Here is a 15,626-nt window from a genome sequence, read left to right as displayed (position 1 = left end):
CCTGAACCGTCAATTTTCATCGGTTCGTGGCCTGGACCAGGCGCTCGCGCTCGATGTAGGTGGCGCGCGCCGCGCTCGCATTGTCCGGGCAGGTCGCCCCACTGCCGTTGCAGGCCACCGCGCTGATCGTGTAGACCATGAGCGCCTGCGCCGAGCCCGTGCCATCGTCCCCTTCGTTGAACGTGGTGGCATTGCAGGTCACCGTCACGATGAAATCCGTGTCGGCACGCAGGTCCAGCGTCTGGGTAGCATTCGAGCAGCCTGTTTTCCACACGCCGCGGAAGGCCCGGTCCAGACCCCACTCCGCCCCGGCGTTCGCCGCCCGCAGAGCACGTGCGCTCGCAATGTCTTGAGCAAAGCTCATCTGCGAACCGCCGCTCAGCCGCACCACCGCAGCGGCCAGCAGGGCCAACAGCACCGTGACCAGAATGGCCGCGAGGGCACCGAACCCGTGCTGAAAAGCCCCGCTCTTTTTTCCGTATCCAGGACGATGGTGTGAGCTCATGGCGTGTTCATCACGTGCGCACCCACCGCCAGGCTCGCCGTCTCATGGTTGCGGGACACTTCGAGCGTGAGCCAGATATAGCCACTTTGCTGGGTCGCGCCGGCGTTCGCGTCGTACACGAAGGTGCAGCTCTTGAGGCGCCGGGCAAGCACGTCGGCACCGGTGGTCGACGGGCAACTGCTGGGGTAGGCCGCGTTGAAGCCGTAGTTCCTGACGCGGAACAGCGTGCCCTTGCCGTCTCCGTTGGCATCCACCGAGCCATCCGCGCCGCTGCACACGTAGAACACGGCCTTTTGGTTGTTCGGAACGATCAGGAAGCGCCCGCCGTCATAGCCCGTCGGAAACTGCTTCGGGTTGATGGCCAGACGCATGCGCCCCTGCCAGGCTTCTGCCGCTGCGGGTGCCGTGGGCACTGCCATGAGATCCGACCTGTTGACTCCCGAATACACATCCCCCGTGTTCTGGTTGTTGATGACCACCCAGTCCCCCGCGGACGGTGTGGCGGACAGCGGCGTCAGGCTGTCGAACGCCGACGTGACGGCGGAGGAATCCACAGGCGCGGAGCAGCCGGTGCCCGTGCAGCCGGCGTCCTTCACGATGTCCTTGTCCATCCGGTAGCGTCCGCCACCGCTGGTGGGCACCAGCTCGAAGCACCTTGTCTCAGGAATGCGGATGGAATTGGGCACGGCTTGGCGAACGTCGCGCAGCATTCGCCGCAGTGCCAGATCGGACTGGTCGCTCACATCGGCGCGCCCCTTGGCATCGATGTAGGCGTCGAGGGCGGGCCTGACCACCAGTGCCACCGACACCGCCACGATCGCCGTGATGACGATCACGATGACCAGCTCGACCAGGGTGAAGCCACGGGCCGCACGGGTGGGAGTGCGCCAGGCCCGGCTCATTGCGCATACCCCGTGCGCCAGCCCACGAGCACCAGGGGGCTGCCGCTGCCGAATCGAGCGGAGACGACGATCTTCTTGGCACCGACGCCATCCAGCGTAACGTCGCTCACCGAGACACTGACGGTGTAACCCGCCAGCGACGCGATGCTGGAGCCGTCGATGTTGCAGATCGGCTTGTCGGTGTAGCCGTTGTAGTCGGACACGTCGTCGAAATCCGCGCGCGAGCACGTGGAGGTGGACGCGGCCCCGTTGGCCACCGCATAAGGCTTGAGCTCGATCTCCTCCATCATCCCTTCGGCGATGGCCAGCAACTGCTTGGCAACGAGCGGGTCGGCGCTGTAGCGCGCGGTGACGCTGAAGGCCATCAGTACGCCGGCGAGCCCAACACCGATGATGACGATGGCCAGCAGCATCTCGATGAGCGTGAAGCCCCTGCTGCCACCGCGGCCGGCCGGGCGGAGATCACTCCACATAGCCGGTCTCCCCGTACAGCACCAGGCTGGAAGCGCCGGTGAAACTGAACGTGCGGGTGGTCGCGGTGCTCCCTGCCTCGTCCGAAGTGACCCGCCCGTCAGGCTGGAAATAGATCACGCCCGATGGCGACAAGGTGACCGTCACATCGGACGAGTCGCTGGACTCGACCAGCCCGCCACCCGGGCCCGCCAGACCGGCGGTACAGGCTGCGCCCCTCGTCGTCGAAATGGTCAGCGTGATCGACGTCGTGGTGACGGTGGCGCACACCAGGCGCCTGTGGGAGACCGCCGTCTTTTGCGCATAGCGCATCGCGGCCTGCACTTGGTCCTTCCAGGCATCGTTGCGCAGCGACAGGGCTGCATCAAACTTGGGCAGAGCAAACGCCGCCATCAGCCCAGCCAGGATCATCACGATCACCAGTTCAGGCAGCGTGAAGCCCCGGGCCGGGATCAGTGCAGCGGGCGCGCGTCGCTCAATAGAGTTCTCTCGCATGGACGGTCTTGCTGGATTCGGGGCTGTAGACACCGAAGGTCACGCGGGCGGAGGGATCGTTCAGGCTGCCGCAGCTGCCATAGGCCGACCGCAGCCACGGCATGCCGGCCCCTGTGCTCGCAGGGTGCGCGCTGAGGCAGGACAGGTCGGTCGTGGCGCTACCGAGGTTGATGGCGATGTCGACGCTCCCAGTCTTGGCCGGTGTGGATGCCGGCGGCGGAGAGAAAGTGATCTTTCCGTTGCCATTGGTGAAGCTGCCCCAGGCGGGTGTCGTGCTCCAGTCGCTGCTGGCATTGCCCTTGCTGTCCTTGTAGGCCGCCCTGACCACCGTGGCCGCATTGGTGAACTTTGCACCGGAGCAGACGTCGATGGCATTGACTGCCCAGACGTTGCCCGTCCAGTACTGCAACTGGACCGGCATGTCGAGCGACTGCTTCCCGGAGCCGAAAACATTCGATATCTTCAGCCGGCCGCTGCGCAGGGCCACCGAGCCCTGTGAGGCAGCCATGCCGACAGAGGTGACTGGGCTGCTGCCGGAGGCCTCGGTCGCGTTCAAGGTGATCGTCGTGGGCGCCGTGGCCTTGGTGCCGAAGGTGAACGATGGCGCGGCGGTGCCTGCGAGGCTGGCGCGTCCCAGAACGAAGGCCGTATCGCTGACGCTGGCATTGGCCAGGGTGCCCGCGGCGCCGGTGGCGACGAGCGCCACCGCCTTGGCTTGCGGGTCTACCGTGGTGGCCGACTTGTCGTAGTTGATGGTGATGTCGCCGGCCGAGTTCACGGCCGTCACCGTGGTCTCGAAGGGCTGGCCGCTGTAGGTGAAGGCAGCCGTCGAAGGCGCGGGCGAAACACAGGCCGACACCGAGGACACCTTGAAACGGTGGGGAACGAAGGGCCCGGCCGCACTGGCCGATGAACCGGTTGCCGACGACGCCACGCCCAGGTAGGTGCCGCCCGTCAGATCCGCGTTGACGAGGCCATAGCCCACCTCGCTCCAGGCCAGGTTCGAGGCCACACCAACGCCCACCCCCACGTTGCTCACGTTCTTGAAGGTGGTCGGTCCGCCGGTCAGGGTGCCTGCGCTGGTGCCAGGCCCCGTGGGTTTGGTCTTGGACAAGCTCATCGTTACGGTGGCGGGCGAGGTCTCGCTGCCGAAGTTACGCGTCGTCGCGCCGGCGCTGTTCACGGCAGTCACGGTGGCCGAGAAGGGTTCTCCAGCCTTGATGGCGCCCGTAGTGACATTGTCGACACGGAAGGATGCGGGGACGACCGTGACACTCGTGCTTCCCGTCATGATCAGGTTCTTGTCGGAGCTGGTGCCGCTGGTCGGTCCGGTGTAGGAGGCACTCAGGTCCATACGGCCGACATCGGCGTACTGGAACTTGGCAGTGGCCACACCCGAATTGAACGTCAGGCTAGCGCTCTGCCCGGTGGCATCGCAGGCTGCCCCGGCGTTGTTGCCGTTGTTCAAGGCCTTGTCGGCTACCCGCACGGGCACGAACCCCGTGGTCGGGTTCGAGTAGGCGCACTTGAAATTGATGCTCTTGGCCGTGCCATTGGCGAAGGCCGGCACGCACTTGGTGTTGCTGTCGTCGGCCTTGATCGCCGACACGGTGAGCACTTGCTGCACTTCCGAGGCGTGGTTGGGCACGGACAGCAACAGGGCCGAGTTGACCGTCGAGACATTGCAGGTGGCGCCCGTGCCCTGTGTCAGGCCCGTGCCGCAGCTGACACCCGGGGTGCCCGTGACCGTGACCCCGGCCGTCATGGTCCCGACGGTGGTGATCTGCGACGACACCGTCGCACTCGCATCGTTGTCGGACGAGGTCGTGAAGCTGATACTGGAGGGATTGGCCGTGCCGGTGCCCGTCAAGGTGAAGGTCCCGGTCACGCCGGAGGTGTACGGCGTCGAACAGTCGCTGTTGGCACAGGCCTTGATCGTGAAGCTCGTGGGCGTACAGGTCAGGCCGGGGGAGGAGGTGGTCGACAGGCGCAGGCTGTGCAGGCTGGGCACCGATCCCGGGTCGACGTAGCTGAAGTTGTCGATCTTGAACGCGTTGTTGCGCTGCCCCAGGCACAGCAGGCCAGCCGCATTGCGCTTGGCCACGGCTTCCATCTTGGTGATCTTGTAGCCTGCCGGAGGCTTGTAGCTCAGCCGCACCGTTCCGCTCGTGTCCGGGCCGCCGCAATCCAGGAGGCCGGACAGGATGTTGCCTATCAGCCCCAGCAGCCAGCTGCCGGAATCCGTCGCGTAGTAGGGGATGCAGTCCACCGTCTTCTGCGGGCAGTTCCCGACATCCACCGTGCTGGTGGTCGTGCCGTTGCTGATGGTGTACTTGACGTTCAAATACTCCACATCGTCGGAGAACGCCAGGTTCCACAGGAAGCTCACGTACGTGGTGCCGCTCCCCGAGAAGTTCACTGTGAACGTGGAGCCGGTGGAGCCGCCCGTGCCCGACGTCATCTGCAAATACTTGCTGTCGAAGTTGGCTTCGTTCGACGTGACGCTCGAATAGCTGATCGCCCCGGCCGTCGCGAGAAACCCGCCTGCCCCGAGCGACGAGGATGCCGTGATGCCCGTGCCCGTCACCGGCGGCGATCCGGTGTTGAACGTCAGGGTCTGCAGGCCCGTAAGGCTTTCGGGACTGAGGTAGCCGCCCTGCCCCAGGGTGAAGACCTGGAACTGGCCCAATGCCTGCCCCCATGCAGCCTGCTGGCAGAGCAGACCCATGCACACGGCCAGCGCCAGGCTGTAAAAACAACGGGCTGTCGATCTCAGCATGGCTTCCCCTTGTGCGGGCTGCGGCACGGTTCTATGCGAACCGCGCCGGGCCATCCATCATCCGGCACACCCTGGTCCTGCATGCCTTTGAAAAACTGTCCACATCAGCCACTCGCTAGCGCTGGCTGGCGCCGATCACGGCGAGGCAGTGACGGTACGGATACCGATGAAATCAGCCTTCTTGGTCGAATCGTCGTCGGAGGTGACGGTGCAAGTACCGGTGGTGCCCAGACCCGTGCCGATCGTGCCCGTCACGGTGTAGCCTTCGGCAATCTTGCCGGCCGCCGTTGAGCCCTGCATGATGCCCGACACGTCGGAGCACTGTGTGATCGCGACGCACTTGCCTGTGGCGGCCTGGTTCTTGTTGGCCGTGCAGCCGGCGTAGTTGATCGACATCGCGCTGTTGGCCGAGCCTGCCAGGCCCTTCACGGCCGACTCCCGGGCGTTGCCACTCATGTCGACGAACTTTGGCAGCGCCGTCGCGGCGAGGATGCCCAGGATGACGATGACCACGATCAGTTCGATCATGGTGAAGCCTGTCTGTTTGCGTTTCATGTCGAGGTACCTCGCGGTGGGTGGATCAGTCAATGATGGGCCAGGGCGGAAGATCTGTTTTTTCAGATAACGCACGGTCTTTGCGGTTTTTTCGTCCGGATTGCGGAAATCTTTAGCGGAGCATCGGCGGGAACTCCGTGAACCCATCACGGATTGCCGGCCGAAATACCCACGAAGTTCATCGTGTTGCCGCTGCTCACCTGAGTGAGCACACAGGTTCCAGTGGTGTTGTTGACGGTGCCCAGGTCGGTGTGAGCCACGGTGTACTCCGAACTGTCCATGGGCACCTGCAGCAGGTTACCCAGGTCATCGCAGTAGCGCACGGTGCGGCACTTGTCGGCATTGGCCCCGGCGGTGGAATGCGAGGTGGCTGCGCATCCGCCGTAATTGATCATCATGGCATTGGTGGCGGTGCCCACCATGCCCTTGAGGGCACTGTCCTTGGCGTTGTCGCTCATCTCGACGAACTTGGGCAGGGCCGTGGCGGCCAGGATGCCCAGTATCACGATCACGACGATCAGCTCGATCATCGTGAAGCCATGCTGGCGCAGCATCCCTGCCTCTGCCCCTCGCAATTCGCCAAAAGTTCTCTGCATCTCGACACCTAACTCACGACTTGTGCATGGTCGCACTGCCCAGATCCCACATCGGAAGGAACACGCCCAGCGCCAGCACCAGCACCACCGCCCCCAGGAAGATGATCAGGATGGGCTCCACCTGCTGGGACAGCGTCTTGAGCGCGTACTCGACTTCATTGCCATACAGCTCGCCCACTTCCTCCAGCAGATCGTCCACCATGCCGGTTTCTTCACCGATGGCGATCATCTGGAGCACGATCGGCGTGAAGATTCCCGAAACCGCCGCCGCATGGGCAAGCGATTCGCCCCGGGTGACGAAATCGCGCAGCGCCTCGATGCGGGAGCTCATGTAGACGTTGTCCGCCGTGTAGGCCACCCCGGTCAGGGCCCTTTCGAGCGGCACCCCGCTGCGCAGTGACAGGGCGAAGGCCCGCGCGAACCGGGCTAGCGCGGCCTTGCTGACGATGTTGCCCACGAGCGGCATCTTCAGAAGCCAGCGGTGCCAGGTCATGCGCCCTTGCGGGGTCTTGATCCACATCCTGAAGCCCCAGAAGGCCGCCACGGCACCGATCAGCAGCAACCAGCCATGGTTGATGGTGAAGCTCGAAGTCGCCATCAGGATTTTGGTCGGCAGCGGCAGGGCCGCACCCAAGCTCTTGAACACACCGGCGAAAGCAGGGATCACCATCACGTTGATCACGCCGATGGCCGCCACCATCGCGATGACCACGAAAGTAGGGTAACGCAGGGCCGATTTGACCTGCTGCCGCATGAAGAGTTCGAACTCCAGATGCTGGAACAGCCGCAGGAATACCTCGTCCAGTCGGCCGGACGATTCACCCACCTTGATCATCGACACGTAGAAGTTGTCGAACACCTTGGGGTTGAGCGCCATGGAGGATGACAGCTCGACGCCGGATTCCAGGCTACGCCGCAAGTCGGAGACCATCTGCTTCATCGCCGGGTTGCTGGCTGTGTCGTGCAGGCCGGCCAGGGCGCGAAGGATCGGCACGCCTGCCTTGAGCAGGGTGTGTATCTGGCGCGTGAAGATCATGAGGTCCATGCTCGTGACCTTGGGCGCCAGGAAAGCCGGCAGGCTGAGCTGCCCGCTCCCTGCGGCCGCCGCACCGGCCGCACCCGATGGCGAGGCAGCCGCCCCACCCTCCTGCTTTATGCTCAATGGCGTCAGGCCCTTGGAGGAGAGGATGTCCGCCACAGCCGAAGCCGATGCGGCATCCTGCACCCCGTTGACAACGCCCAGGGGCGATCGTGCGGTGTAGACGAAACGGCTCATGGCATAGCGCTCATTCGTCGATCTGCACGCTCACGCCCATGGCCTCGTCAACCGTGGTGCGACCCTGCAGGACCATTCGCGCAGCATCACGGCGAAGGGTATTGCCATTCATCTGATTGCGGGCAGCTTGAGCAAACGTTCCGTGATCATCGGTACCCAGGGCCTCGATCAGCGGTAGCGTCATCTGCAAGAACTCGTAGACACCGCTGCGCCCGCGATAGCCCGTCTGGTTGCACTCGGGGCAGCCACGACCACGGCGCAAGGCCGACAGGTCCACCTCGGTGCCCATCACCCCCCTCAGCCAGGCCTCCTCCTGGGGCGATGGCGCCGTCGGTTCGGCGCAGTTGTTGCACAGCGTGCGGATGAGGCGTTGGGCCACCACCAGTTGGAGCGACAGGGCCACCATCCAGCGCGGGACGCCCATGTCGATCAGACGCGCTGGGGTGGACGCCGCGTCGTTGGTGTGCAGGGTCGAGAGCACAAGGTGGCCCGTCATCGCGGCGCGCAGGCCGATCTCGGCGGTGTTCTTGTCGCGCATCTCGCCGACCAGGATCACGTCGGGATCCTGCCGAAGGGCCGACCGCAGCACACGCTCGAAGTCGAGCTCGATCTTCTCCATCACCTGCACCTGGTTGAGGCCGGGCAGCCGATATTCCACCGGATCTTCCACCGTGATGATCTTGCGCTCCGGGCTGTTGAGCGCGTTCAGGGAGGCATACAGGGTCGTGGTCTTGCCGCTACCGGTAGGGCCGGTCACCAGGATCATGCCGCTGGGCTTGGCCAGCGCATCGCGCAGGGAGTCCAGCATGGGTGGCGGCATCCGCAGGCGGTCCAGGTCGAGGATGCCCGCGCTCTGGCTCAGCAGGCGCATCACCACCGATTCACCGTACTGCGCCGGCATGGTCGAGATCCGGACGTCCACCGTGCCGTCCTTCAAGCGCACGGCGAAGCGCCCGTCCTGCGGCAGGCGCTTCTCGGAGATGTCCAGGCCCGACATGAGCTTCAGGCGCAGGGCCACTGCGCTGGCAATCTTGGCATCGGCCTCGGTCTGCACATGCAGGACACCGTCGATGCGGTAGCGGATGCGCAGTTGCTTCTCCTGGGGTTCGATGTGGATGTCCGAGGCGCGCTGGCGCAGCGCCTGCTCGAACACCGAGTACAGCAGCCGGACGACGGGCGCATCCTCGTTGCTGGAGGTGTCCAGCCCCAGCAAGTCGCCCAGGTCGCTTTCAACGCCGGCCAGCTCGCTGGTCAGCTCACGGGCCAGCCCTTCGATCTCTTGGGTGCTGTGGTAGACCCGGTCCAGCGCGGCCAGCAAGTGGCTCTCGGCCACGACGGCCAGGTCGATGCTTCGCTTGAGCAGGCGGCCGATCTCGTCGAACGCATAGATGTCGGTGGGATCGGCCATGCCGACCATGAGGCCCGACGGCGGATCGTCCAGCACGATGGCCCGCATCCGGCGGGCATGCGCCTCGGGCAGCAGTTGCGCGAGCTCCGGCCTGAGCGGGTAGTGCGCCAGATCGATGTAGGGCGCATGCAGCTGGCGGGCCACCGCCTTGCCGATCTGCGCCTCCGTGATCCAGCCATGCTCGATCAGCACACGTCCTAGCTTGCGGCCGCTGCGCTTTTGCTCGCCCAGCGCGAATTCGAGCTGCTCGGCGGTGATCAGCTGGTCCTGGACCAGCAGGTCTCCCAGGCGGAATCGCTGTGGACGGGGCATGTCAGTTCTCCGGGGAGACTTGTGCGGGCTGCTGTGAGCCGGGCAGCATGGAGGTCACCGGCTCGTCGCTGGACCAGCCGCTGCCATCTTCCCCGATCACCGTGGGCTTGATCAAGATGACCAGTTCACGCTTGCTCGTCGACGTCGACTTCTGCCTGAACAGCCCCCCGACACCGGGCAGTTCGCTGAACCCTGGCAGGCCGCTGCGGTCGGCCGACGACTCATGCCGCATCAAGCCGCCAATGGCCACGATGTGCCCGTTCTTCACCCTGACAATGCTGTCCGTCTCATTGATCGAGCTGGAGGCCAGCGGCAGTTGGTAGGAGCCCATCTCGCCCAGATCAATGCTCTTGTCTTTCTCACTGACCACGCTGATGGCGGGATGCACGTGCAAGGTCACATTGCCCTCTTCGTCGATCTGTGGGGTGACGTCAAGCGAGATGCCGCTGAAGAAGGGCTGCAAGGTCAGCGTCGGCGTGGTGACGGAACTGTTGCCCGACGAGGTGGTGCTGGTCGATACACCGGTGACGAAGAGCTCGTCGTTGCCCACCTTGAGCACCGCCTTCTGGTTGTTGAGCGTGGCGATGCGGGGGCTCGACAGTACCTGCACATCACCCTGCGTCTGCAGGAAGGAGAGCAGTGCAGCAAAGGTCCCCGACTGAAACGCAAGACCATAGAAACCTTGTCCCAAGGCCCCCGTCACGATGCTTGCGCCCGGGTTGATGGTTGCACTGCTGTTGCTGATGGCGCCGCTGTTGTTGAGCGTCACCCCAGGGCCCACGTTGCCGATGGTCGCGGTCTTCCCGCTGCCGACGTTGCGGAACAGAGACCAGTTCACGCCTGCGGATGAATCACGCTGCAACTGCACCTCGATGATCTTGGCCTCGAGCATGACTTGCCGGCTCACGTTCAGCTGGATGGCCTTGAGGTAGCTCTCCACCTGCCGCTGCTCGGCCGGCGTGGCCCGCACCACGACCACGCCCGCGGCCGGGTTGAGCACCACGCTGCGCCCGCCCTGGGTGCCGACCATGGTCGTGAGCGACACCTGCACCTCTCGCCAGAAGTCGGCATCGGATGTCATGCGCACCTGCGAGGTATCGACCGCCGTGGTCGAGGTCGATGGCGAGGTGGTGGAGTTCGCCGTGCTGCTGCCGGAGGTGCCGGTGGTGATCGAGCTTGAGCTCACCCGCAGGTCGGATGTACCCTGGCGCCGTCCGGGCAGGTAGTTGATGCGGAACAGGCGGGTCTGGACGGCGTTGGGATAGACGAAGACGCGGTTGCCAGAGGCGATGCGGAAGTCGTACCCAAAGAGTTCCCGCAAGGCCTCGAGGGCCTCGGGCACCGTGGTGCTCTTGAGCGACAGGGAGATGGTGCCGCTGACCTCGGGCGACACAAGCATGTTGTATGAGGTTCCTGCGCCCAGCTGCAGGAACACCTGCGACGCGGGAGCGTTGTTGACGACCAGGTCGAAGCGCCCGCCGGCATCGGGTGATGCCGCACTCACGGGGGCGGCCGCCGTCCGGCTGGACTGAACCGGCTCGGCCGCGGTCAGGTGGCGGGCAGGCATCGACAGCGAGACGGACATTCCACTGACGGCCCGGCCTTCCGCCGAAGCCAGCATGATGGTGTCTCTCGGGGCCTGCTCTTCACTGACCTCTGTGGAAGCCTGGTTCAAAGAGCCGGGCTTGGTATAGCGCCAACCGAAGGCCTGAGCCTCGCAGGCCATCCAGGCCGCGGACGCCACCAGCGTCCATGCCGCCACGCGATGGAGGGATATCATCGTGTTTCCTTTCCGCCGCTCTTGGCGGGATAGTCCATGCCAGGCCTGCGCTTGCCGGCCGTGGGGATCAGCGACAGGCGCTCTTGGCCTCGGGGCCCGCGCAACACCACGCCGTCTTCATCGATGGAAGCCACGGTGCTGTCGCCCACCCGGTCGCCCAGTTGCACAAGGCGACCATCGAGCAAGGCCACGCTGGCATAGCCCGGGCTCACCCTCACGGAAGTCAACCGCCCTTCGCGCCTGGACGCGCGGGGCGCCGAAGCCCCACTGGCCGCATCGGAAGCGGCCTGGGCCGGCACAGGCACCGGCGCCACCCCACCCGCGCTCTTGGCACTCATCGACCTGAGCACGGCGTTAGGTGGCCGCGTCGGATCGGGCAGCACGATCACGTCCGCAGCCCATGAAAGCGCCCCCGTCAGCACACCCGCCGCAGCCAGGATCGAAGTCAGCCACCGGCATGCCGTCATGGGGCCATCTCCAAAGGTTCCCTGTCCCTGCTCAATGTGTGCACCTTCAGCGACAGCGTGAGCACACCCTGGTCATCGGCCTGGAGCGTCATCTCGTCCCACAGCACCTTGCTTGGCAGGCTCTCGACACTGCGAAGCCAGTTCAGCAGTTCATGAAAGCTCCCCACGATCTTGATTTCCAATCCATGCCGATACAGCAAAGTCGATTGCCCAGCACCATCCACATGCGGTAACTGGATCTCTTCACGCGGCAATGTCTTCATCGACATGAGACGCAGTGAGCGCTGTTCAGCCAACAAACCTTCAAGCAAGGCTCTCATTTCCAAGGCGGGCACAAGTACTTGGCGGGCCTTTTCGAAATCGGCATTCTGAAGACGGATGCGCTCTCGCGTCTGCAGCAGTTCACTGGCCACGGAGGCCTGGGCACGGGCCATCTCATCGAGTTGCAAGCGCTGCTTGTCCTGCAATGCTTGCAGGGCCTGTTGCGCCTGATTCTTGCGCGCTATGACCGCTGACAACTGCTTGAAGCCCGATGTAATCCAGACACTGTCCATCACGAACCACAGCCCTGCCAACACGGCGATGATCACCAACCGGCGCTCGTTGAGGGCTCTGGTATCAAAAGCGCGACGAGCCCTGCGCCAACGCAGGAGGCTCTGATGCCACATGGCCGTCCAGTTGGCGTTCTTTTGGACGGCAGTATTCATGGCTTGATCTCCTTGGAGCTCCGCGGAGTGTCCTGCGTGCTCAGAGAAAAGGTGGTCAAGCGTTGGTCTCCGGTCATCTCGGAGCTGACCACCCCGATCTCAACCTGAGCAAAGCGACGGCCTTTGAACTGCGTTTCTCTCTCCAAGCGGCTGAGATACCCCGGCAGAAATCCCGGATCTGTCATGCGCCCGGACAACTCCAGTTGCCCCCCGCTACCGTGCACCGTCAAGCCCGTGATCCAGACATTCGGCTGTGCCTGCCGACCCAGGGCCATCAAATATTCGGAATAGCCTTGCGAAGCATTGGCAGTGGCGCTGGACAGCGCCTCGCTCAGACGCCGCTGCAAGGCCTCCCCCTTTCGCAGCTCGTTGAGCTTGTCCATGTCGGGTGGCGGCGGCATGGAGACCGTGGCGGCGGTGAGAGGCCCCAGTTGAGCTTCCAGCCCGGCCGCCTGGCTTTCGAAGCTTTTAGTGGCCACGGACATGCCGATCACCGCCACCACGGCAACGCCAAGCACAGCCACAACCGCCCTCACACCCCACACTGCCCCCCAGGTCAAGGCGCCGCCCTGCGGGCGCTCCGCATCCTGCATGTTGATCTGCTGAATGCCCCTGGCCTGACTGGCTGGCCGCAATGCCGCGCCCAGCAAGCACAGGTTTTCCAGTGATGCCAGGGCTTCGATCTGCTCGGAGGTTTCGCCCAGCGCAGAGCAGTCGAGCAACTGCCCCATCTCAAGTGCCTTGACTGGCACATAGACCAGATCGGCCAACACCTCGGCCATGCTCGCTGCCCCGCCGGGCAGTGCCACGGTCAGGCCTGACAAGGTGACTTTGCTGTGGGTGCGCTCGAACGTATCCAGCGTGCGCAGCACCTCGAGCCCCGCCCGGCCCAATGCCCCACCGCGGGCTTCTTCGCTGCCCATGAGTGCTGCCGAGGCAACTTCAATCGTGCGCGTCATGACCAGCTCGCCACCCAACGTGATGACCAGCAAGGCGTGTTCGCTGCCAAACGCAATCAGCGCGTGGGCCTGGGACTCGGTTTCGGTGAGGGCGCAGATGTTGCGCAAGCCGGTTTCCGGTACTTCGATCGCCGTCCATGTGGCGCCGGCGTCATCCGCAGCCAGGCTCAGCTTCTGCGCCTCAGCCTGCGATTCCAGCAAGGCAATGGCCGGCTGGGTGGTGCGATTCTGCGTGTCCTGGGGGACACCCAGCACCTCCACGATGGCGTCATCCACCGAGAAATCGACCTGCTCCTTGAGGCGCCAGCGCACTGCACCGCTCCATTCCTCGCGAGGCAGCTCATCGAGCTCCGTGGAAATCAGTCGGTACTGTGTGCGGCCCAGAACACTGGTCAGCGACACGCCACGCAGGGAATGCGCCCGGCCCAGCGCCCTCAAGCCACGGGCAAAATCGTTCGTGTCCTGGGTGTGGACCCAGTCCAGCCGAGGCCGCCCGCTGGCGCCATGGCTGACCTGCAAGGCACGCAGCACGGCGCCATCCTGGGTGACAGCCACCCAGTGCGATCCGTTGTCAGCTTGCCGGCGTCGAGCCCACATTGAAAAACCCCCGAGTCCACTCGTTTCTCATCGTGACAGAAGACTTTTCCATCTCGCGGAAGAAAAACCGGGGAATCAGGGGTCTTTAGCGGCATATTGCCGTTAAAGCTCCTCGGCTTTGTGCCGGGGGCTGGGAGAGACCCTGAGGCCTCCCCCGCCAAAAACTCAGTCGTCGATGCCGAGTTCCTGGATCTTGCGGGTGATCGTGTTTCGGCCAATGCCCAGCTTCTGCGCCGCCTCGATCCGGCGACCGCGCGTCAGGTCCAGCGCTGTGTGGATCAGGCAGGCTTCGAAACGGCGGGTCAGTTGGTCCCACACATCGGTCTGTCCAGCATCAAGCAGCCCGCGCGCTTCGCGCTCCAGATCGCTGATCCAGCCGTTCTGCGCTGCAGCCACCGGCAGTACCGCAACCGGCGGCGCGCCAAAGCCGTCCACGCGCACTGCGGGCAAGTCCACCGCAGCGGGCGACACGACAGGCAGCACCACAGGCGGCGCATAAGGGCCGGCCGACGGCGATGACACCAGCGGCACCGCAACGGAAGCAGTGGACGGAGCCACCACCGCCACGGCTGGCGCAAGTTCGGCCACGGGCTGGATCGGCGCCAGGGGCGCCACACCCATCAACTCCGGTGGCAGGTCCTTCGGCTCGATCACCTGGGCCGGCGCCATCACGGTCAGCCAGTGGCAGATGTTCTCCAGCTGGCGCACGTTGCCCGGAAAATCAAAGGCCATCAGCCGGGCCAGCGCGTTCTCGGAGATGCGCTTGGCCTCGACCCCCAGGTCCTTGGCGCTCTTCTGCATGAAGAAGCGCGCCAGCGTGGGCACATCCTCACGCCGCTCACGCAGCGGCGGCAGGCGCAGGCGGATCACGTTCAGGCGGTGGAACAAGTCTTCGCGGAACACGCCCTGGCGCACACGGTCCTCCAGGTTCTGGTGGGTGGCCGCGATCACGCGCACGTTCGACTTGAGCGGGTGGTGGCCACCTACGCGGTAGAACTGCCCGTCCGACAGCACGCGAAGCAGGCGCGTCTGCAGATCGAAGGGCATGTCGCCGATTTCGTCGAGGAACAAGGTGCCGCCATCGGCCTGCTCGAAGCGGCCACGCCGCATGGTCTGCGCACCCGTGAAGGCGCCACGCTCATGGCCGAACAGCTCGGATTCGAGCAGATCCTTCGGGATGGCCGCCGTGTTGATGGCCACGAAGGGTCCATTGGCGCGGGGGCTGTGCTTGTGCAGGGCGTGGGCCACCAGCTCCTTGCCGGAACCTGACTCACCGGTGATCAGCACCGTGACATTGCTCTGGCTCAGCCGGCCGATGGCGCGGAAGACATCCTGCATGGCCGGGGCCTGGCCCAGCATCTCGGGCATCTGCTGCAGGCGCTCGTCGGCCACATCCTCCCGCACGCTTTCATCCACGGCACGGCGGATGAGCTCGATCGCCTTGGTCAGGTCGAAAGGCTTGGGCAGGTATTCGAACGCCCCGCCCTGGAAAGCCGACACCGCGCTGTCCAGATCGGAGTAGGCCGTCATGATGATGACGGGCAGACCCGGCAGGCGCGCTTTGACCTTGCTCAGCAGGTCGATGCCCGATCCACCTGGCATTCGGATGTCGGACACCAGCACCTGGGGCTCGTCATCGTCCAGGGCGGTGAGCACATCGCGTGGATTCGTGAAGCTGCGCACCGGCAGGTCTTCTCGGGCCAGCGCCTTTTCAAGCACAAAGCGAATGGATTGGTCGTCGTCAACGATCCAGATGGGTTTCATGCCGGCCTGTGAGTGGTTGCACCCGCACGGCAAACCCCTGGCATGCTTCGCGC

General features: G+C 64.6%; 14 protein-coding genes. All 14 read right to left on the bottom strand.

What is annotated here, in order from left to right; all coding sequences use genetic code 11:
• Positions 1-16: 16 nt before the first annotated feature.
• The 14 genes from EIP75_RS17385 to ntrC all read right to left on the bottom strand — a co-directional run bounded on the left by EIP75_RS17385 (position 17) and on the right by ntrC (position 15,573).
• On the bottom strand, positions 17-505 hold the full coding sequence (locus EIP75_RS17385; protein WP_125244556.1) for an MSHA biogenesis protein MshP: 489 nt from the start codon (positions 503-505) through the stop codon (positions 17-19).
• Positions 502-1,407, bottom strand: coding sequence for a prepilin-type N-terminal cleavage/methylation domain-containing protein (locus tag EIP75_RS17380; protein WP_125244555.1), 906 nt, complete (start codon positions 1,405-1,407; stop codon positions 502-504). The genes EIP75_RS17385 and EIP75_RS17380 overlap by 4 nt, the downstream gene beginning before the upstream one ends.
• The gene (locus EIP75_RS17375) at positions 1,404-1,880 is read right to left on the bottom strand and encodes a type IV pilus modification PilV family protein (protein ID WP_125244554.1); all 477 of its coding nucleotides are present in this window, start codon (positions 1,878-1,880) and stop codon (positions 1,404-1,406) included. The genes EIP75_RS17380 and EIP75_RS17375 overlap by 4 nt, the downstream gene beginning before the upstream one ends.
• On the bottom strand, positions 1,870-2,373 hold the full coding sequence (locus EIP75_RS17370) for a pilus assembly FimT family protein (RefSeq protein ID WP_125244553.1): 504 nt from the start codon (positions 2,371-2,373) through the stop codon (positions 1,870-1,872). Before EIP75_RS17370 ends, EIP75_RS17375 begins: the two co-directional genes overlap by 11 nt.
• Positions 2,354-5,152 carry a DUF6701 domain-containing protein gene (locus tag EIP75_RS17365; RefSeq protein WP_125244552.1) on the bottom strand — a complete coding sequence of 933 codons (2,799 nt, stop codon included), beginning with the start codon at positions 5,150-5,152 and terminating at the stop codon, positions 2,354-2,356. Before EIP75_RS17365 ends, EIP75_RS17370 begins: the two co-directional genes overlap by 20 nt.
• A 135-nt stretch (positions 5,153-5,287) precedes the next feature.
• Positions 5,288-5,707 carry a type II secretion system protein gene (locus tag EIP75_RS17360; protein WP_125244551.1) on the bottom strand — a complete coding sequence of 140 codons (420 nt, stop codon included), beginning with the start codon at positions 5,705-5,707 and terminating at the stop codon, positions 5,288-5,290.
• A 146-nt stretch (positions 5,708-5,853) separates the two neighbouring features.
• Positions 5,854-6,261 carry a type II secretion system protein gene (locus tag EIP75_RS17355; protein ID WP_125244550.1) on the bottom strand — a complete coding sequence of 136 codons (408 nt, stop codon included), beginning with the start codon at positions 6,259-6,261 and terminating at the stop codon, positions 5,854-5,856.
• Between the two features lie 55 nt (positions 6,262-6,316).
• A complete protein-coding gene (locus EIP75_RS17350) occupies positions 6,317-7,579 on the bottom strand; it encodes a type II secretion system F family protein (protein WP_125244549.1) in 1,263 nt (420 codons plus the stop codon).
• Between the two features lie 10 nt (positions 7,580-7,589).
• Positions 7,590-9,299, bottom strand: coding sequence for a GspE/PulE family protein (locus EIP75_RS17345; RefSeq protein WP_125244548.1), 1,710 nt, complete (start codon positions 9,297-9,299; stop codon positions 7,590-7,592).
• A gap of 1 nt (position 9,300) precedes the next feature.
• Positions 9,301-11,079, bottom strand: coding sequence for a pilus (MSHA type) biogenesis protein MshL (mshL, locus tag EIP75_RS17340; protein WP_199758631.1), 1,779 nt, complete (start codon positions 11,077-11,079; stop codon positions 9,301-9,303).
• Positions 11,076-11,546, bottom strand: a complete 471-nt coding sequence (locus tag EIP75_RS17335; protein ID WP_125244547.1) for a hypothetical protein — start codon at positions 11,544-11,546, stop codon at positions 11,076-11,078. The genes mshL and EIP75_RS17335 overlap by 4 nt, the downstream gene beginning before the upstream one ends.
• Complete coding sequence (locus tag EIP75_RS17330) at positions 11,543-12,253, bottom strand: type 4a pilus biogenesis protein PilO (protein ID WP_125244546.1); 711 nt, start codon at positions 12,251-12,253, stop codon at positions 11,543-11,545. Before EIP75_RS17330 ends, EIP75_RS17335 begins: the two co-directional genes overlap by 4 nt.
• A complete protein-coding gene (locus EIP75_RS17325; RefSeq protein WP_125244545.1) occupies positions 12,250-13,488 on the bottom strand; it encodes a PilN domain-containing protein in 1,239 nt (412 codons plus the stop codon). The genes EIP75_RS17330 and EIP75_RS17325 overlap by 4 nt, the downstream gene beginning before the upstream one ends.
• Before the next feature lie 486 nt (positions 13,489-13,974).
• On the bottom strand, positions 13,975-15,573 hold the full coding sequence (gene ntrC / locus EIP75_RS17320) for a nitrogen regulation protein NR(I) (protein WP_125244544.1): 1,599 nt from the start codon (positions 15,571-15,573) through the stop codon (positions 13,975-13,977).
• Positions 15,574-15,626 lie beyond the last annotated feature (53 nt).

The sequence above is a fragment of the Aquabacterium soli genome (genome assembly GCF_003933735.1).
Classification (GTDB): Bacteria; Pseudomonadota; Gammaproteobacteria; order Burkholderiales; family Burkholderiaceae_C; genus Aquabacterium; species Aquabacterium soli.
The sequence above is the reverse complement of the archived record's forward strand: the minus strand, read 5'-3'. Positions and strand labels throughout refer to the sequence as shown.